Below are 16,745 nucleotides of genomic sequence, written 5' to 3' on the forward strand. Positions count from 1 at the left end.
CTCACCGCCCGCCCGACCGCCCCTCACCTCCAAGGAAAGACCTCCACCGTGACCACCGCATCGCGCGTCCTCGTCCTCAACTCCGGCTCCTCGTCGGTGAAATACCAGCTGCTCGACATGGCGGACTCCTCCCGCCTGGCCGTCGGCCTGGTGGAACGCATCGGCGAGCAGACCTCCCGCATCGTCCACGAGCCGCTGGCCGGCCCGGGCGCCGCGGGCGGCAAGCGGGAGCGGGTGGGCGCGATCGCCGACCACGAGGCGGCCCTGGCGGCGGTGGCGGAGGAGCTCGCCGCCGACGGGATGGGCCTGGACTCCCCCGAACTGGCCGCCGTCGGGCACCGGGTGGTGCACGGCGGGACCCGGTTCACCGCCCCGACGGTGATCGACGACGAGGTGCTGGCGGAGATCCGCAGCCTGATCCCGCTGGCACCGCTGCACAACCCGGCGAACGTGACCGGCATCGAGGTGGCGCGGGCGCTGCGCGCGGACCTCCCGCAGGTGGCGGTCTTCGACACGGCCTTCCACGCGACGATGCCGGAGCACGTCGCCCGGTATGCGATCGACGCCGCGACGGCGGAGAAGTACGCGATCCGGCGGTACGGCTTCCACGGCACCTCGCACGCGTACGTCTCCCGGGCCACGGCCGCGCTGCTGGGCCGGCCGGTGGAGGACGTGAACGTGATCGTGCTGCACCTGGGCAACGGGGCCTCGGCCTCGGCGGTCCGGGGCGGGGTGTGCGTGGAGACCTCGATGGGCCTGACCCCGCTGGAGGGCCTGGTCATGGGCACCCGTTCGGGCGACCTGGACCCGGCGGTGGTCTTCCACCTGGCGCGGGTGGGCGGCCTCTCGGTGGACGAGATCGACTCGCTCCTGAACAAGAAGAGCGGTCTTCTGGGCCTGTGCGGCGACAACGACATGCGCGAGGTGCTGCGGCGTGCGGGCGAGGGCGACGAGTCGGCGCGGCTCGCCTTCGCGGCGTACGTGCACCGGCTGAAGAAGTACATCGGCGCCTACGCGGCGGTGCTGGGCCGGGTGGACGCGGTGGCGTTCACGGCCGGCGTGGGCGAGAACGCCCACCAGGTGCGCGAGGCCGCGGTCGACGGCCTGGCGGAGCTGGGGCTCGTGCTGGACCCGGCGGCCAACGCCGTGCGCTCGGGCGAGCCGCGGCTCGTGTCCGCGGACCACGCGCGGGTGGCCGTGGCCGTGGTCCCGACGGACGAGGAGCTGGAAATCGCCACCCAGGCGTATGCGCTGGTTACCCAGTAGTCACTTGGACTTTCCGCCAGACGGAATATTCCGCTGCGAAACAAACCGATAGGATCCGTCCATGCGCCGTTCCAAAATCGTCTGCACGCTGGGCCCCGCCGTCGACTCGTATGAGCAGCTGAAAGCGCTCATCGAGGCAGGCATGAACGTGGCCCGATTCAATTTCAGCCACGGTTCCCAGGCAGAACACCAGGAGCGGTACGACCGCGTCCGGCAGGTCTCCGCGGACACCGGGCGCGCGGTCGGCGTCCTCGCCGACCTCCAGGGTCCGAAGATCCGGCTGGAGACCTTCGCCGAGGGCCCCGTCGAGCTGGTGCGCGGTGACGAGTTCACCATCACCACCGAGGACGTCCCGGGCGACAAGTCCATCTGCGGCACCACGTACAAGGGCCTGCCCGGCGACGTGACCAAGGGCGACCAGGTCCTGATCAACGACGGCAACGTCGAGCTGCGGGTGACCGAGGTCGAGGGCCCGCGGGTCAAGACCATCGTCATCGAGGGCGGGGTCATCTCCGACCACAAGGGCATCAACCTGCCGGGTGCCGCCGTGAACGTCCCGGCCCTGTCCGAGAAGGACGTCGACGACCTCCGCTTCGCCCTCCGCATGGGCTGCGACATGGTCGCCCTGTCCTTCGTCCGCGACGCCAACGACGTCAAGGACGTCCACCGGGTCATGGACGAGGAGGGCCGCCGGGTCCCCGTCATCGCCAAGGTCGAGAAGCCGCAGGCCGTCGAGAACATGGAGGCCGTGGTCGCCGCCTTCGACGCGGTCATGGTGGCCCGCGGCGACCTGGCCGTCGAGTACCCGCTCGAAAAGGTCCCGATGGTCCAGAAGCGGCTCATCGAGATGTGCCGCCGCAACGCCAAGCCGGTGATCGTCGCCACCCAGATGATGGAGTCGATGATCACCAACTCCCGCCCGACCCGCGCGGAGGCCTCCGACGTCGCCAACGCCATCCTCGACGGAGCCGACGCGGTCATGCTGTCGGCCGAGTCCTCGGTCGGCGCGTACCCGATCGAGGCCGTGAAGACGATGTCGAAGATCGTCGCCGCGGCCGAGGAGGAGCTGCTGTCCAAGGGCCTGCAGCCGCTGGTCCCGGGCAAGAAGCCGCGCACCCAGGGCGGCTCGGTCGCCCGCGCGGCCTGCGAGATCGCGGACTTCCTCGACGGCAAGGCCCTGGTCGCCTTCACGCAGTCCGGCGACACCGCCCGCCGGCTCTCGCGCTACCGCGCCGCCCAGCCGATCGTGGCCTTCACCACCGACGTCAACACCCGCAACCAGCTCACCCTGAGCTGGGGCGTGGAGTCCCACGTCGTCCCGCACGTGGACAACACCGACGCCATGGTCGACCTGGTGGACTCCGAGATGGTCAAGCTCGGCCGCTACAACGCCGGCGACACGATGATCATCACGGCCGGCTCCCCGCCCGGCGTCCCCGGCACCACCAACATGGTCCGCGTCCACCACCTCGGCGGCCCCGACCTCACCTGACCCCCGCCCCGCTGCCGAGGGCGGCGCCCTGCGCCTTCCGCGAGACGTCGGCCTTCAAGACCCGGTTGTGGTCTTGAAGGCCGACGTTGTAAGGGGGCGATGTGTCGCTACTCCGCAGGTCGCACGCACCTGAGACCCCGGCCCCGCTCCTCGCCCGCGCGAAGCGCACTCGGCCCCGCCGAGCCGAAGCCCGGCGGGGCCGAGAAGAGCCTTCCCCCGAACAGCCAACAGCAACTACTCCGGCGGGCCGACGTAGTTCTTCAGGCCCGGGACGGTGAGGTTGCCGCCGAACTGGCCGGCCTGGACGACCTTGACGTTCGTGAAGAACGCGAAGGGGACGTTCAGGGGCGGCGGGGTGTTCGGGGAGAACTCGATCGGGATGATCCCGAACAGGTTGCCCTTGAGGCTCTCCGTGTACATCGTCACCTCGCCGCCGCGGATCTTGGATGTGGAGCCCGGGCGGGACTTCAGGTGGGCGACGTTCCCGCCCTTGCCGACAGTCTGGTAGAGGTCCTTGATGTCCAGCGAGTCCGCGGTGAACTTCAGGACCTTCTTGGTCTTCCCGCTCGCGGTCTTCACCTCGACGATGCCCTTGTAGTCCAGGCCGTAGAGGGTCAGCAGCGAACTGTCCAGGTACCAGGGCTCGTCCGGCAGGAGCGGGATCCCCGGCTCCAGTTCGGCGTCGGCCAGGGCCTTGGCGTCGTAGGTCGGGCACGGGAAGGGCTGCTTCCCGTCCGCGTCCTTCGCCTCCTCGGCCTCGTCGTTGTCCTTGTCCTTGTCGGCATCGGCCTTGTCGGCGTCGTCCTTGTCGGACTTGGCCTTGCCCGTCTCGTCCTTGGGCTTGGCCGCGGTGTCCTTGACGTCCTGGGGCAGTTCGCGGACGTCGACGCCGGCCTTCTTCGCGGCTTCGCGGATCGCGTCGGCCGAGGGGTTCGGGGCCGGGGCGGACGGGGCCGGGGGTGCGGGCGTCGTCGGGGTGGCCGACGGCTGCGCGGGCTGGAGCGGCTTGCCGAGCGAGTCGAAGAGGTCCTTGACCTTGTCGCCGACGCCCAGCGGGTCCAGCGGGTTCGGGGTCTTCGAGGCGGACGGTGTGGGGGCGGCCGGGCTGGTGGGGGCCGCCTGTGGGGGCTTGGCCGTGTCGGCCTGCTTGCTCGCGGACGGCTTCGGCGCCGGCGGGGTGACCCCGGGCTTGGGCGCGGCGGAGGCGGATGGTGAGGCACTCGCGCTCGGCGAGGGTGAGGCCGAGGCCGAGGGGCTGGGGGAGGCCGAGGCCGAGGGGCTGGGGGAGGCCGACGCCGCGGGCTCGTCGGACCGTGTCACGCACGGGCCGGGCGCGAACGGGATCTCCTTGTCGTCGGCCAGGGCCAGCCTGGGCGCCATGCCCATGCCGACCAGGACCGCCGTCGGCATGGCCGCCAGGGCCATCGTCTTGCCGACGGGGATCTGGATCTTGTTCAGGAGCGACTTGCGGGGCGCGGCGTGCCGCGGCCCCTTTCTTTCACGGGACTCCGCACTCGGGGCCACGCCCCGCTGCGTCTCGTCACCCCGCACTGTTCCTCCCGCCATCGGCGTGGGCAGTCGTCTCGGTCGCGTACGGCGTTTCCGTGTCACGAGGGTGCGGAACCCCCAGGGGGTCACCGGTGAAGGCCTCGTCCTCGGCGGCCCCGGCGCCCCCGGCGTCCCCGGCCTCGGCGGGGTCCTCCTCCACCGGCTTTCCCGGCGCCCAGGCCAGCGCGAGCGCTCCGCCGAGCAGGGAGAACAGGAAGCCGAGGAAGAAACCGCCCAGGTTGGACACCGGGAGCGAGACCAGGGCCAGCAGGATCGCGGCGACACCCGCGAACACCCGGATGCCCTGCTGGTACCACTGGGCGATGCCCAGGGTGATCAGTAGGATGCCAATGATCAGCGAGCCCGCGCCTGCGGTCGTGGCCATGGCGATGGTGACGTTGCCCAGCCGCAGGTCCGCGTACGGGAAGTAGGCGATCGGGACGCCGCCCAGGGCCGTGAAGAGTCCGGCCCAGAAGGGACGGCTGCCCCGCCAATCGCGGAAGCGGTGGTGCACGACGGTGAGCCAGTGGTCGTCTGCGGCGCGAACCGGGGCCTCGGGGTTCATGGACAACAGCTCCCTGGAAACGGTGGTACGAAGAACTCTGTGGAGCCCGGGCGGGCGCACGGCGGCCGCTGCCGCCGGCCGCCCGCCCGGTCACTTCACAGGACTGAAGCGGCTTACTTCTCGTCCTGGTAGCACGGCTCGTTGCCGCTGATCAGGCGCAGCTTGAGGTCGGGCAGCGTGAAGGTGCCCGCCGTCGTCGCCCAGGCCTTCTGACGGACGTTCGTCAGCACGGCCTTCTTGGCGCGCTGCGAGAACATGGCGTTGTTCGACACCGTGTTGGCCTGCGGCCCGGTCGGGTGCGTCCCGTCCTTCGCGTCGCCCACCGCGACACCGATGTCCAGGTCGGTGAACGTGGCGTCGGTGTCGAGCTCGGCGACGTCCAAGTAGATGTTGTGCGCGACGGCCGGCGTGCCCTTCTGGCCGGTGCGCAGCTGCATCGTGATCGGGCCGAGGCCCGGGACCGGGGTGACCAGGGACTGGCACATGTTGGTGATCTCGGCACGGCGGAAACCGGAGATGGTGACCGGGTGCTTGACCGTCTTGCCGTCCAGGCTCTTGCCCTCGGCGACGCTGCCGTACTGGAGCAGGTCGTCACCGTCGAGCTTGTCGGCCGAGACCTTGAAGTCCTGACCGGAGACGCTGAACGACGCCGCGAGGGCACCCTGCGCCAGACCCACACCGACCGCGGCGGTGGCCGCGATGCTCGGCACCATGACGAGCGCGAAGCGCTTCCATCTGGTCCCGCCACGAACCTGAGAACTCATGTTGTTCCTCCTTCTCGGACGTACATCTCCGGTCCGGGCAGAGCCCGTCCTGGGATGGGAGAAGTGCTACGTCCTCGGGAAGGAGCGCAGGCGGCCGTGGCGCGGCCGGGCCGCGTCCGATACACCGGCGTTCACCCCCGAGCGACAACCACTGGGCCACGCGTTCACGCGACCAGGAGGACAGGCTCCGCCGGTGCGGCGAAGACCCCCCTGTCCCGCGGCCGGTGCCACTGTCACCGGCCGGCCCGGTGGGGACCCTCCACCGCGGCTCCGGCTGGCGGCTCTGCGGGAAGGACCGAGCGTCGCCGATCGTGGTCCATTCCAGGCCGGGGCACAAGGGGGTTCGTTACTGGCGGGTAACGGCCTGATAACCAGGGGTCGACCCGCAGCCATCGGGAAGCAACACAAAGTGCCACCCAAGGCCATGGCAGATCGGGAGGAAAAGGAACACACCGGGCAGTTCACGGGGTTCCACTTACTGCGAGTAACAGCGGCCGCCATTGCCAAGTTTTGGCAAAGTGCGGCCGCTGTTTATCTCCGTGTCAACAAATCGCCGGCCGGTCCGCGGCCGCCCCGCAGCCCGGCGGACCGTGCCCGCGACCCGCCTAGAACAGCGCCCGCGAGAGCGCCGTACGCGCCGCCGAAACCCGGGGGTCGTCCGCCCCGATGACCTCGAACAGCTCCAGCAGCCGTACCCGTACGGCGTTCCGGTCATCCCCCGCAGTCACCCGCACGGCGTCGACCAGGCGCCCGAAGGCGTCCTGCACGTGGCCGCCGGCCATGTCCAGGTCCGCGGCGTCGATCTGGGCCTGCGGGTCCTTCGGGTTCTCGGCCGCCTTGGCGCGCACGGCCTGCGGGTTCATGCCCTTGACCCGGGAGAGCAGCTCGGCCTGAGCCAGGCCCAGCTTCGCCTCGGTGTTCGCCGGGTCCTCCGCCAGGACGCTCCCGTACGCCTGCACCGCGCCGGCCAGGTCGCCCGCGTCGAGCGCGGACACGGCCGCCTCCAGCAGTGCGTCGTGCGGTCCGGCCGGGACCTCCGCGGCGGCCGCGCCGACCGGGGCGCCGCCTTCGGCGTTCGGGTCCACCGGGATCCCGATGAGGCCGAAGCGCTCCTCGGCGACCTGCACCAGCTGGGCGAGGGTCGCGCGGATCTCCTGCTCGGGCGCCACGCCCTGGAACAGCGGCAGCACCTGGCCCGCGACCACCGCGAACACGGCGGGGATGCCCTGGATGCCGAACTGCTGCATCAGCATCTGGTTGGCGTCAACATCGATCTTGGCCATGACGAGGCGGCCGTTCGCCTCGACGACCAGCCGCTCCAGCACGGGGCTGAGCTGCTTGCAGGGCTGGCACCACTCGGCCCAGAAGTCCAGGATGACCGGGACCTCGGAGGAGAGCTGGAGGACGTCGCGTTCGAATCCGGCCTCGTCGACGTCGATCACGAGCGCCGACGGGGGCACCGCGCCGCCGGCCGCGGGCGCGCCGCCCTCGGCGGCCTGCCGGGCCGCCTCGGCCCGCGCCTGCTCGGCCTTCGCCTTGGCCTCGGCGGCCGCCTTCACCGCGGCGAGGTCGACGACGCCGCTCATGGACATGTTTCTGGGCTGCATGCGTACATCCTCCCCCCTGTGTGCGCGCCGACGAAAAAGATCGGCCGAATTGCGCTGCCGGCCGCAGCCGGTCCGGCCCGCGGTCGAACGGTCCGGCACTGCTGTCGCGCCCCGGAACTGCCGTATGGCGGTGCCGTGATGGTGCTGTGGTGGCGCCGGGTCCCCACCTGGCGCCGGTAGCCGTTCGCGTGGTTGCCGCTCTTACGCTACGAGCCGTAGCGTAACTCCCCGTGCGCCTTCACGGACCCCGCGGGTGCACTCGCGTCCCGTGATCTGAAGCACACGCCCAGGCGCCCGGCGGTTCCGCTACTGGCGGGTATGGTTCTGCGCCATGCGCAACCCCAGCTCCCCCGGCGGCCGCGTCGGCCGCCCCAGAAGCGCCGCCGCGGACGCCGCGATCCTCGCCGCGACCCGGGACGCCCTGGTCGAGCTGGGCTGGTCGAAGCTGACGATGGGCGACGTCTCGACCCGGGCCGGGGTCGCGAAGACCACCCTGTACCGCCGCTGGGCGGGCAAGAACGAGCTGGTCGTGGATGCGGTCGCGGAGCTCTTCGACTCCCTCGAACTCCCCGACCGGGGCTCCCTCGAAGCCGACGTCGAGCATGTGGTCCTGCAGTTCGCGGAGCTGCTGCGGCGCCCCGAGGCCCGTACGGCGCTGATGGCGGTCGTCGCGGAGTCCACGCGGGACGAGGCCCTGCGCGACCGGATCCGGTCCGCGATCGTGGACCGGCAGAAACGTCTCGTCGTACAGGGCCGCGAACGGGCCCAGGCCCGCGGGGAACTCCCGTACGAGGAGGACGCCGTCCTCGCCGGGCGCACCACGGACCTGATCTTCGACGTGATCGCGGGCACCGTGGTGCACCGCGCGCTGGTCAGCTCGGAGCCGGTGGACGGGTCGTGGGCGGCCGCCTTCACGGCCCTGCTGATGCACGGCCTGCGGGGCGCCGCCGCCGGAGCCGCCTGATCCGCCGGATCCGCCCGCTCTGCCGGTACGCCCGCTCCCCCGGGACCGGTCCTGTCCCCCGTACGGAGGAGGCCGGCCGCGGCTGCCTCAGGGCAGCGGCACCGCGGCCGGCCGTCGTCCTGCCTCCGGCGGCCCCCCGGGGGAAGTCGGGCAGCGCCGGGGTGTGCAGGGGCTAGAAGCCCGGGGGCTCCGTGTAGGTGCCCCACTCGTCGCGCAGCGCGTTGCAGATCTCGCCGAGGGTGGCCTCGGCGCGCACCGCGTCGAGCATGGACGGGATCATGTTCGACCCGTCGCGGGCGGCGTCCAGCATGGCCTTCAGCGATTCCCGCACCTTCGCGTCGTCGCGGCGGTCCTTGCGGGCGGCGAGCATGCGCACCTGCTCCCGCTCGACCTCGTGGCTGACGCGGAGGATCTCCAGGTCGCCGGTGACGGAGCCGTGGTGGACGTTGACGCCGACCACGCGCTTGTCGCCCTTCTCCAGCGCCCGCTGGTAGACGAAGGCCGACTCGGCGATCTCGCCGGTGAACCAGCCGTCTTCGATGCCGCGCAGGATGCCCGAGGTGATCGGCCCGATCGGGTGCTTGCCGTCCGGGTGGGCGCGCAGGCCGCGCTCCTTGATCTGGTCGAAGATCTTCTCGGCGTCGGCCTCGATGCGGTCGGTGAGCTGCTCGACGTACCAGGAGCCGCCCAGCGGGTCGGCCACGTTGGCCACGCCGGTCTCCTCCATCAGCACCTGCTGCGTGCGCAGGGCGATCTCGGCGGCCTGCTCGCTGGGCAGGGCGAGGGTCTCGTCGAGGGCGTTGGTGTGCAGCGAGTTCGTGCCGCCCAGGACGGCCGAGAGGGCCTCCACGGCGGTGCGCACCACGTTGTTGTACGGCTGCTGCGCGGTCAGGGAGACGCCGGCGGTCTGCGTGTGGAAGCGCAGCCACATCGACTTCTCGTTCTTCGCGCCGTACACCTCCTTCATCCAGCGCGCCCAGATCCGGCGGGCGGCGCGGAACTTGGCGATCTCCTCGAAGAAGTCGAGGTGGGCGTCGAAGAAGAAGGACAGGCCGGGCGCGAAGGTGTCGACGTCCATGCCGCGGGAGAGGCCGAGCTCCACGTAGCCGAAGCCGTCGGCGAGGGTGTACGCGAGCTCCTGCGCGGCCGTCGCCCCGGCCTCGCGGATGTGGTAGCCGGAGACGGACAGCGGCTTGTAGGCCGGGATGCCCTTGGCGCAGTACTCCATGAGGTCGCCGATGAGGCGCAGGTGCGGCTCGGGTTCGAAGAGCCACTCCTTCTGGGCGATGTACTCCTTGAAGATGTCCGTCTGGAGGGTGCCGTTGAGGACGGCGGGGTCGACGCCCTGCCGCTCGGCCGCCACCAGGTACATGCAGAAGGCGGGCACGGCCGGGCCCGAGATCGTCATCGAGGTGGTCACGTCGCCGAGCGGGATGTCCTTGAAGAGGACCTCCATGTCGGCGGCGGAGTCGATGGCGACACCGCAGTGCCCGACCTCTCCGAGCGAGCGGGCGTCGTCGGAGTCGCGGCCCATGAGGGTCGGCATGTCGAAGGCCACGGAGAGCCCGCCGCCGCCGGCGGCCAGGATCATCTTGTAGCGCTCGTTGGTCTGCTCGGCGTTGCCGAAGCCGGCGAACTGGCGGATGGTCCAGGTGCGGCCGCGGTAGCCGGTGGCGTGCAGGCCGCGGGTGTACGGGTACTCGCCCGGCCAGCCGATGCGCTCGAAGCCCTCGTAGGCGTCGCCGGGCCGGGGCCCGTAGACGGGATCGACGGCATCGCCGGAGAGCGTGGTGAAGTCGGCCTCGCGCTTGCGGGCCTTGTCGTAACGGGCCTGCCAGCGGCGGCGGCCCTCCTCGATGGCGTCAGCATCCATGCTTCGAATTTACTAGGACGTCCTAGTAAATGTCGATGGGAAACCCCGAGGAGCTTTCTCCCCGGGGTTCGGCGGCTACGCGTCGGCGGTGGCCAGGTCGTCGGTGATCAGCGGCTCGATGTCGGCGCGGACCGTGCGCTCGACGAAGAAGGCGGCACCGGGGATGGTCCCGGACAGCATCACCCACAGCATCCGGCTGAAGGACCAGCGGGCCTTAGAGCTCAGGTCGAAGGCGAAGACCAGGTAGATCATGAAGAGCACACCGTGGGCCTGGGACACGACGAGGGTCAGGCCGGCGCCGGTGTCGAAGCCGTACTTGGCGACCATGCAGCCGCAGAGGATCAACAGCATGACGGCGGTCACGTAGGCCATGACGCGGTAGCGGGTCAGCACGCTTCGTTTCATGGCCACGAGCGTAGCGGGGGCTCCGGGCCCCGCCGACGCCGGGAGCACGAAGCCGCAGGCGGCCGGCGGCCGGTGTGAGCAGGGCCACGGCGAGCCTGCCGATGCGGGCCCCGCGGCGCGTCGGCGCGGGCCCGTCGGCGCACCGGCGCGGGCCTGCCGGCGCGGGCCTGCCGGCGCGGGCCTGCCGACGCACCGGCGCGGGCCTAACGCTCCTCGAAGTCGCCCGCGGACACCCGCAGCGGCCGCAGCATCGCGAAGATCTCGGCGCATTCCTCGGCGTCGTAGGTGTGCAGCCCGAAGTCGATCGCCATCAGGTCCTTCGTGGCCGCCTCGACGACCTCGCGGCCCTTGTCCGTGATGCTCGCCAGGGTGCCGCGGCCGTCGTTGGGGTTGGGGCGCTTGGCCACCAGCCCGGACTTCACCAGCCGGTCCACCGTGTTCGTCACGGACGTCGGGTGGACCATCAGCCGCTCGCCGATCTTCGACATCGGCAGCTCGCCGGCCTTGGAGAAGGTGAGCAGCACGAGCGCCTCGTACCGGGCGAAGGTCAGGCCGTACGGCTTGACCACGGCGTCGACCTCGCCGAGCAGGATCTGGTGCGCCCGCATGATCGAGGTGATGGCTGCCATCGAGGGCGCCGGCCCCCACCGCCGCTGCCAGAGTTCGTCGGCGCGGGCGATGGGGTCGAAGGGGAGGCTGAGCGGCTTGGACACGTATATGACCCTACCGGGCGGTCATTTGGCGGTGTGCCCTGTCTCATTCCTCGGTCCCCTCCCCCGGGTGGCGGAGCGCAGTTCGGCGAGCAGGAGCAGGACGACGGCCGTCCCGATGACGGCGGCGCCGACGACCACCAGATGGACCGGGACGAACTCGGCGGCGAGGCCGGCCAGCGCCATGCCCACCCCCTGGAAGGCCATCAGGCCGGTGCCGAGCAGGGTCATCGCCCGGCCGCGCAGCTCCTCGGGGACGGCGTCGACGTACCACTGGTCGAGGCCGAGGGTGTGGGCGTGGGCCAGCCCGACGGCCAGCAGCGCGGCGAGGACCACCGGCACGCCGGGCCGGACGGCGTACACGAGCAGGGGCAGCAGGCCGGCGGCGGCGAGCGGGGCCACCAGCCGGGAACGGGCCTCCGGGCCGAGCGCCGAGCCGGCCCACAGTTCACCCGCGATGGTGCCGACGGGCAGGGCGCACATCATCACCCCGAGCGCGGCGGTGCCCGCGCCGATGGCGTCGGCGTACGGGGCGAGCAGCGCCTCGGGGGCGATCACGAAGACCGGCGGCAGCCAGAACAGCAGGGTCAGCGCCCGCAGCCGGCGCTCGCCCAGCACGGCCCGGATCCCGGCGAGCGGCGAGGTACGGGCGGCAGCCGCGGCGGAGGTCCCGGCGGCGGCCCGGGCGGGCCGGGCCCGGGTGCCGCAGCGCAGCAGCAGGGCGGAGCAGAGGAAGCCGGCGGCGGTCAGCACGATGGCGGTGCGCGGCGCGAGGACGGTGAGCAGCAGCCCGCCGAGGCCGAAGCCGACGAGCTGGGCGCTCTGGGCCACCATCCGCATCAGCGAACGGCCGAGGACGAAGGCGTCGCCGGTGCCCAGGATGTCGCCGAGGGAGGCGTTGCGGGTGCCCTGGAACAGCGGGGCGACGAAGGCCATGGCGGCGCGCAGCGCGAGCAGCGCGCCGACGGGCGTGCCGGGCAGCACCATGGCGGCGGCGCACCCGGCGCAGAGCAGGTCGCAGGCGGTGAGGACGCTGCGGGCGGGGCGGCGGTCGGCGAGGGGCGCCAGCAGGACGCCGCCGAGGGCGTACGGCAGGAAGCCGAGGGCGAAGGCGAGCGCGCTCATCAGCGGCGAACCGGTGGCGCGGAAGACGAGGACGGTCAGGGATATCTCGGCGACGACGATGCCGAGCACGGACAGCAGGTGGGCGGCGAAGACGTACCGGAACTCCCGGACCCGGAAAACGGGGCGGTAGCCGCCGCGGGCTGCCCGGTGGGCGGTGGTGGTGGCCATGCCGACACCCTGCGGGGCTGCGGTGGGCCCGCGGCAGTGATTCGTTCCTGCCCGAATCCCTCACGGGGAACCGCGGGATCACGAAGGATGACGGGGGATCACGGGGATCACGAGGAGGGAGAGGGACCGGACCATGGCTTTCCACTTCCGCTTCGGGCCGGTCGACCTGCTGCGCTGCCGGTTCTCGATCTCGCCGCGCTGGGAGACCCAGGAGGCGGTGCGCACCCTGATGCGCCCGCACCGGCAGGCCTACCACCTGCCCTGGCTGCGGCAGATCCGGGCCGCCGCCGACGGGCTCGACCTGCGGCAGCTGTGGCTGCTGATGCCGCGCGCCGGTCACAACCCGGACTTCCTCGGCCCGCCGCCGATCGGGCAGTCGGTCACCTTCGAGGAGGAGCTGGCGCGGGTCCGGGCGGCCGGCTCCGCGGATCCGGACGCCGTACGCGAGGACCTGCGGCGGGCTCTGGTGTGCACCCCGGGCGCGGCGGAGAGCGAGGCCGGCCGGCGGATGCTCGCGGACCCGGCGCGGGCCGTGCAGGAACTGTCCGACCTGCTGGAACAGGCCTGGACGGCGCTGATCGCACCGCACTGGCCGCGGCTGCGTGCGCTGCTGGAGGCCGACATCCTGTTCCACTCGCGGCGGCTCGCGGCCGGCGGCCTGGAGGCCCTGTTCGACGGGCTCCACCCGGACCTGGCCTGGTCCGGCAACACCCTGACCATCCGGAAACCGGGCCACCACGACCGCAGTCTGGACGGGCAGGGGCTGCTGCTGATGCCGAGCGCGTTCGTCTGGCCGGAGGTCGTCGGCGGCTACGACCCGCCCTGGCAGCCGACCCTGGTCTACCCGGCCCGCGGCATCGGCGCCCTGTGGACGGCTCCGGCCGGCCCGGCCCCGCAGTCCCTGGCCCGGCTGCTCGGCCGGGGCCGCGCGGACGTGCTGTGCGCACTGGCCGAGCCGGCCTCCACCACCGCCCTGGCCCGGCACCTCGGGCTGGCACCCGCCACGGTCTCCGCGCACCTGAAGGCACTCCGCGGAGCGGGCCTGCTCCTCTCGTCCCGCCACGGCCACCACATCCTGTACGAGCGCACCCCCTTGGGCATCGCCCTGGCGACGGGCGCACCCCCGCCGCCGTGACGCGGCGGCCTCGCGGGTCGGCCGGGCATCCGGCGAGGGGGGGCAGGTGGGTGGCGCGGGAGGGCGGCCCTGACGGTCCGTCACGCCACGGGGGCGCCGGTGCGGCGAGGCGCGGCCGGGCCCGGGCGCCGGGTCCGGGGATGCGGCCCCGGAATCCGCGGGGCCGCCTGGCGGGGCGTCAGGACAGGTGGCGTTCGACCGTGGCGACCTTCGACGTCAGGCCGTCCGTCACGCCGGGCCGGATGTCGGCCTTCAGGACGAGCGACACCCGGGGCGCCCGCGCCTCGACCGCGGCGACGGCCCGCCGGACGACGTCCATCACCTCGTCCCACTCACCTTCGACGGAGGTGAACATCGCGTCGGTGCGGTTCGGCAGCCCCGACTCCCGCACCACCCGCACCGCCTCGGCCACGTACTCGCCGACCTCTTCGCCGACCCCCAGCGGCGTCACCGAGAACGCGACGATCACGCGTCGGCCGCCGTGCCCGCGCCGGCCGCCTCGCGGCGCGCCCGGGCCGCGACGACGCTGTCGGCCTCCTCGCGCTTGAGCAGCTTGTCGCCGTACAGGCCGCCGAACGGCACCACGGCGAGCAGGAAGAACAGCGCGGCCTTCTTGAGCGGCCACTTGGTCTTGTTCCAGACGTCCAGCAGGAACACCGTGTAGATGACGAACAGGATCCCGTGCAGGGCGCCCAGCGGCATCATCAGGTAGTCGATGTCCGAGATCCGGCTCAGCAGCGAACCGAAGATCAGCAGGGCCGGGAACGACAGCGCCTCCGGTACGGAGACGAGGCGCAGCCGGTGCAGGGCGGAGGCGGTCTGGATGTCCATCATCAACCTTCGGGGAGGAGGTCCGGGGCCCGTCCAGTGTCTCAGCCGCTTTGCCCGATCTTGACCCGGGGTCCTCGTTCGGCCGCCCCGGGCGCGCCCGCCCGGCAGACCCCGTCGGCGGGCCCCGCCGCGGGTATCGGGCCCGGGGGCCCTGTTCGCCTCCGCCCGCTGCCGTTAACGTCATCCCGTGGCTCAGTTCCGACTCCAAGGCAGCAAGGTGCTCGCCGTCGACCTGACCGGGGATGCCGTGAAAGCGAAGAACGGCTCCATGGTTGCGTACGACGGCCAGATGGCCTTCAAGAAGATGACCGGCGGTGGCGAAGGCCTCCGCGGAATGGTGACCCGTCGTCTGACGGGCGAACAGATGACGGTGATGGAGGTCCAGGGGCACGGCACGTGCTTCTTCGCCGACCGCGCCAGCGAGATCAACCTCGTCGGCCTGCGCGGGGAGAAGCTGTACGTGGAGTCCAGCAACCTGCTCTGCACGGACGCGGCCCTGCGCACCGGCACCACCTTCACCGGCCTGCGCGGCGGCGCGACCGGCAACGGCCTGTTCACCACCACCGTCGAGGGCACCGGCCAGGCGGCGATCATGTCGGACGGCCCGGCGGTGGTCCTGCGGGTCAGCGCCCAGTACCCGCTGTCCGTGGACCCGGGGGCGTACATCGCGCACACCGGCGACCTGCGCCAGTCCTTCCAGTCGGGGGTCACCTTCCGGACGCTGATCGGCGAGGGTTCGGGCGAGGCGTTCCAGATCCGATTCGAGGGCGAGGGCCTGGTGTACGTGCAGCCCAGCGAGCGCAACACCATCGGGGGCGACGTCTGATGCCGTTCCGCGAGGTCAACGCGAAGATGGTCGAGGCCCAGGTGGTGCCGGGGCAGAAGATGTACAGCCAGCGGGGCGCGATGCTCGCGTACAGCGGCAGCGTGTCGTTCACGCCGAGCCTGACCGGCGGCCAGGGCGGCGTCATGGGCATGATCGGGCGCCGGGTGGCGAACGAGCAGACCCCGCTGATGGAGGTCGAGGGCAGCGGGACGGTGATGTTCGGCCACGGCGGCCACCACGTGCAGGTGATCAACCTGACCGGCGAGACCCTGTACGTCGAGGCGGACCGGCTGCTCGCGTTCGACGGCACGCTCCAGCAGGGCACCATGTTCATGGGCTCGCAAGGGGGTGTCATGGGCATGGTGCGCGGCCAGGTGACGGGCCAGGGCCTGTTCACCACCACCCTCAAGGGTCACGGATCGGTGGCCGTGATGGCCCACGGCGGGGTGATCGAGCTCCCCATCACCCCGAACCGGCCGGTCCACGTCGACCCGCAGGCGTACGTGGCCCACCACGGGGACGTCAGGAACAAGCTGTCCGCCGCGCTGGGATGGCGCGACATGGTGGGGCGCGGCTCGGGCGAGGCGTTCCAGCTGGAGCTGTCGGGCCAGGGTGCCGTGTACGTACAGGCCTCGGAGGAGAAGCTGTGAATTTTGGTCCCGTGACCGGCGGACCGGGCGGCCCGACGGTCTTCGACCCGTACACCCTGCCCTCCGACGACAACGTCAACGCGTACACCTTCTGCGTGGAACTCAAGGGAAACGAGTGGTTCCTGCAGAAGGGCAAGATGATCGCTTACTACGGGCGCATCGAGTTCGACGGGATCGGCAACGGCCGGTTCGACCGGCTGCTGCGCACGAGCTTCCACTCCCCGCTGCACGCCGGCGACTGGGTGGTGGCCCAGGGCCAGGGCAAGATGCTGCTGGCCGACCGCGCCTTCGACGTGAACTCGTTCGACCTCGACAACGGCAACCTGACCATCCGGTCGGGGAACCTGCTGGCGTACGAGCCCTCCCTCTCCCTCAAGCAGTCCATCGTCCCGGGTTTCCTGACCCTGATCGGAACCGGGAAGTTCGTGGCGGCGTCCAACGGACCGGTGGTGTTCATGGAACCGCCGCTGCGCGTGGACCCGCAGGCGCTCGTCGGCTGGGCGGACTGCCCGTCTCCCTGCCACCATTACGACCACGGGTACATGTCGGGCGTCCTGGGCGGCCTCCGCTCCCTGACCGGCATCGGCGGCACCTCGGGCGAGGAGCACCAGTTCGAGTTCGTCGGGGCCGGGACGGTGCTGCTGCAGTCGTCGGAGGTGCTGATGGCGGAGCAGGCGGTCGGGACGGTCGGCGCAGAGCCGGGTGTTCCCGGCGGCGGCAGCGGCCACGGTCACGCGGGGCAGCTGGAGTCGCTGGGCATCCGGATGCCGGGGCAGCTGGGGGACCTCCAGCGGCGCTTCGGACTGTGATCGTCAG

At 71.7% G+C, this 16,745-nt stretch carries 17 protein-coding genes; 7 read left to right on the plus strand and 10 right to left on the minus strand.

Annotated features, from left to right (window positions below):
- Nucleotides 1–48 precede the first annotated feature (48 nt).
- Both ACIQUT_RS36170 and pyk read left to right on the plus strand, forming a co-directional pair.
- Nucleotides 49–1,266: an acetate kinase gene (locus ACIQUT_RS36170; protein ID WP_403569437.1), complete on the plus strand. Its 1,218-nt coding sequence runs from the start codon at nucleotides 49–51 to the stop codon at nucleotides 1,264–1,266.
- 61 nt (nucleotides 1,267–1,327) lie between these two features.
- Nucleotides 1,328–2,758: a pyruvate kinase gene (gene pyk / locus ACIQUT_RS36175; RefSeq protein ID WP_403569438.1), complete on the plus strand. Its 1,431-nt coding sequence runs from the start codon at nucleotides 1,328–1,330 to the stop codon at nucleotides 2,756–2,758.
- A gap of 234 nt (nucleotides 2,759–2,992) precedes the next feature.
- On the opposite strand, the gene ACIQUT_RS36180 is transcribed toward pyk, so the two are convergent.
- From ACIQUT_RS36180 to ACIQUT_RS36195, 4 genes are all read right to left on the minus strand, one after another.
- Nucleotides 2,993–4,309 (minus strand): hypothetical protein, encoded by a 1,317-nt coding sequence (locus ACIQUT_RS36180; RefSeq protein WP_403569440.1) that lies wholly within the window; start codon nucleotides 4,307–4,309, stop codon nucleotides 2,993–2,995.
- Nucleotides 4,299–4,871: a DUF6114 domain-containing protein gene (locus tag ACIQUT_RS36185; protein WP_403569442.1), complete on the minus strand. Its 573-nt coding sequence runs from the start codon at nucleotides 4,869–4,871 to the stop codon at nucleotides 4,299–4,301. The genes ACIQUT_RS36180 and ACIQUT_RS36185 overlap by 11 nt, the downstream gene beginning before the upstream one ends.
- Before the next feature lie 113 nt (nucleotides 4,872–4,984).
- Complete coding sequence (locus ACIQUT_RS36190) at nucleotides 4,985–5,635, minus strand: DUF6230 family protein (protein WP_403569444.1); 651 nt, start codon at nucleotides 5,633–5,635, stop codon at nucleotides 4,985–4,987.
- Nucleotides 5,636–6,240: 605 nt separating this feature from the next.
- Nucleotides 6,241–7,242, minus strand: a complete 1,002-nt coding sequence (locus tag ACIQUT_RS36195; RefSeq protein WP_403569446.1) for a tetratricopeptide repeat protein — start codon at nucleotides 7,240–7,242, stop codon at nucleotides 6,241–6,243.
- Nucleotides 7,243–7,573: 331 nt separating this feature from the next.
- Between ACIQUT_RS36195 and ACIQUT_RS36200 the strand changes: the two genes are divergently transcribed.
- Entirely contained in the window at nucleotides 7,574–8,206 is a 633-nt protein-coding gene (locus ACIQUT_RS36200) for a TetR/AcrR family transcriptional regulator (protein ID WP_403569448.1), read from the plus strand.
- Between the two features lie 172 nt (nucleotides 8,207–8,378).
- On the opposite strand, the gene ACIQUT_RS36205 is transcribed toward ACIQUT_RS36200, so the two are convergent.
- From ACIQUT_RS36205 to ACIQUT_RS36220, 4 genes are all read right to left on the minus strand, one after another.
- On the minus strand, nucleotides 8,379–10,079 hold the full coding sequence (locus ACIQUT_RS36205; RefSeq protein ID WP_403569450.1) for a methylmalonyl-CoA mutase: 1,701 nt from the start codon (nucleotides 10,077–10,079) through the stop codon (nucleotides 8,379–8,381).
- Nucleotides 10,080–10,154: 75 nt separating this feature from the next.
- Nucleotides 10,155–10,484 carry a DUF3817 domain-containing protein gene (locus ACIQUT_RS36210; protein WP_403569452.1) on the minus strand — a complete coding sequence of 110 codons (330 nt, stop codon included), beginning with the start codon at nucleotides 10,482–10,484 and terminating at the stop codon, nucleotides 10,155–10,157.
- A 203-nt stretch (nucleotides 10,485–10,687) separates the two neighbouring features.
- Nucleotides 10,688–11,197 carry a MarR family transcriptional regulator gene (locus tag ACIQUT_RS36215; protein ID WP_360635698.1) on the minus strand — a complete coding sequence of 170 codons (510 nt, stop codon included), beginning with the start codon at nucleotides 11,195–11,197 and terminating at the stop codon, nucleotides 10,688–10,690.
- A gap of 21 nt (nucleotides 11,198–11,218) precedes the next feature.
- Entirely contained in the window at nucleotides 11,219–12,487 is a 1,269-nt protein-coding gene (locus tag ACIQUT_RS36220; RefSeq protein WP_403569454.1) for an MFS transporter, read from the minus strand.
- Nucleotides 12,488–12,620: 133 nt separating this feature from the next.
- Here ACIQUT_RS36220 and ACIQUT_RS36225 point away from each other — a divergent pair, with 133 nt between their 5' ends.
- Nucleotides 12,621–13,622 carry a DUF5937 family protein gene (locus ACIQUT_RS36225; protein ID WP_403569456.1) on the plus strand — a complete coding sequence of 334 codons (1,002 nt, stop codon included), beginning with the start codon at nucleotides 12,621–12,623 and terminating at the stop codon, nucleotides 13,620–13,622.
- A gap of 178 nt (nucleotides 13,623–13,800) precedes the next feature.
- Here ACIQUT_RS36225 and ACIQUT_RS36230 read toward each other — a convergent pair whose 3' ends face one another.
- On the minus strand, nucleotides 13,801–14,091 hold the full coding sequence (locus tag ACIQUT_RS36230) for an MTH1187 family thiamine-binding protein (protein ID WP_385684821.1): 291 nt from the start codon (nucleotides 14,089–14,091) through the stop codon (nucleotides 13,801–13,803).
- The gene (locus tag ACIQUT_RS36235) at nucleotides 14,088–14,453 is read right to left on the minus strand and encodes a DUF3817 domain-containing protein (RefSeq protein ID WP_403569458.1); all 366 of its coding nucleotides are present in this window, start codon (nucleotides 14,451–14,453) and stop codon (nucleotides 14,088–14,090) included. The genes ACIQUT_RS36230 and ACIQUT_RS36235 overlap by 4 nt, the downstream gene beginning before the upstream one ends.
- Before the next feature lie 187 nt (nucleotides 14,454–14,640).
- Here ACIQUT_RS36235 and ACIQUT_RS36240 point away from each other — a divergent pair, with 187 nt between their 5' ends.
- From ACIQUT_RS36240 to ACIQUT_RS36250, 3 genes are read left to right on the plus strand one after another with little or no spacing between them, the layout of a single operon-like run.
- Nucleotides 14,641–15,279, plus strand: coding sequence for an AIM24 family protein (locus ACIQUT_RS36240; protein WP_403569460.1), 639 nt, complete (start codon nucleotides 14,641–14,643; stop codon nucleotides 15,277–15,279).
- Nucleotides 15,279–15,929, plus strand: a complete 651-nt coding sequence (locus ACIQUT_RS36245; RefSeq protein WP_403569461.1) for an AIM24 family protein — start codon at nucleotides 15,279–15,281, stop codon at nucleotides 15,927–15,929. The genes ACIQUT_RS36240 and ACIQUT_RS36245 overlap by 1 nt, the downstream gene beginning before the upstream one ends.
- Nucleotides 15,830–16,738 (plus strand): AIM24 family protein, encoded by a 909-nt coding sequence (locus ACIQUT_RS36250; RefSeq protein ID WP_403569463.1) that lies wholly within the window; start codon nucleotides 15,830–15,832, stop codon nucleotides 16,736–16,738. The genes ACIQUT_RS36245 and ACIQUT_RS36250 overlap by 100 nt, the downstream gene beginning before the upstream one ends.
- Nucleotides 16,739–16,745 lie beyond the last annotated feature (7 nt).

Origin of the sequence: Streptomyces sp. NPDC090445 (genome assembly GCF_044769385.1) — a bacterium.
Lineage (GTDB): Bacteria > Actinomycetota > Actinomycetes > Streptomycetales > Streptomycetaceae > Streptomyces.

Coding starts and splice junctions, on each gene's coding strand:
- ACIQUT_RS36195 (WP_403569446.1), bottom strand. CDS start 7,242: ATGCAGCCCAGAAACATGTCCATGAGCGGCGTCGTCGACCTCGCCGCG.
- ACIQUT_RS36235 (WP_403569458.1), bottom strand. CDS start 14,453: ATGGACATCCAGACCGCCTCCGCCCTGCACCGGCTGCGCCTCGTCTCC.
- ACIQUT_RS36190 (WP_403569444.1), bottom strand. CDS start 5,635: ATGAGTTCTCAGGTTCGTGGCGGGACCAGATGGAAGCGCTTCGCGCTC.
- ACIQUT_RS36185 (WP_403569442.1), bottom strand. CDS start 4,871: ATGAACCCCGAGGCCCCGGTTCGCGCCGCAGACGACCACTGGCTCACC.
- ACIQUT_RS36200 (WP_403569448.1), top strand. CDS start 7,574: ATGCGCAACCCCAGCTCCCCCGGCGGCCGCGTCGGCCGCCCCAGAAGC.
- ACIQUT_RS36210 (WP_403569452.1), bottom strand. CDS start 10,484: ATGAAACGAAGCGTGCTGACCCGCTACCGCGTCATGGCCTACGTGACC.
- ACIQUT_RS36220 (WP_403569454.1), bottom strand. CDS start 12,487: ATGGCCACCACCACCGCCCACCGGGCAGCCCGCGGCGGCTACCGCCCC.
- ACIQUT_RS36225 (WP_403569456.1), top strand. CDS start 12,621: ATGGCTTTCCACTTCCGCTTCGGGCCGGTCGACCTGCTGCGCTGCCGG.
- pyk (WP_403569438.1), top strand. CDS start 1,328: ATGCGCCGTTCCAAAATCGTCTGCACGCTGGGCCCCGCCGTCGACTCG.
- ACIQUT_RS36205 (WP_403569450.1), bottom strand. CDS start 10,079: ATGGATGCTGACGCCATCGAGGAGGGCCGCCGCCGCTGGCAGGCCCGT.
- ACIQUT_RS36250 (WP_403569463.1), top strand. CDS start 15,830: ATGGCGCGACATGGTGGGGCGCGGCTCGGGCGAGGCGTTCCAGCTGGA.
- ACIQUT_RS36245 (WP_403569461.1), top strand. CDS start 15,279: ATGCCGTTCCGCGAGGTCAACGCGAAGATGGTCGAGGCCCAGGTGGTG.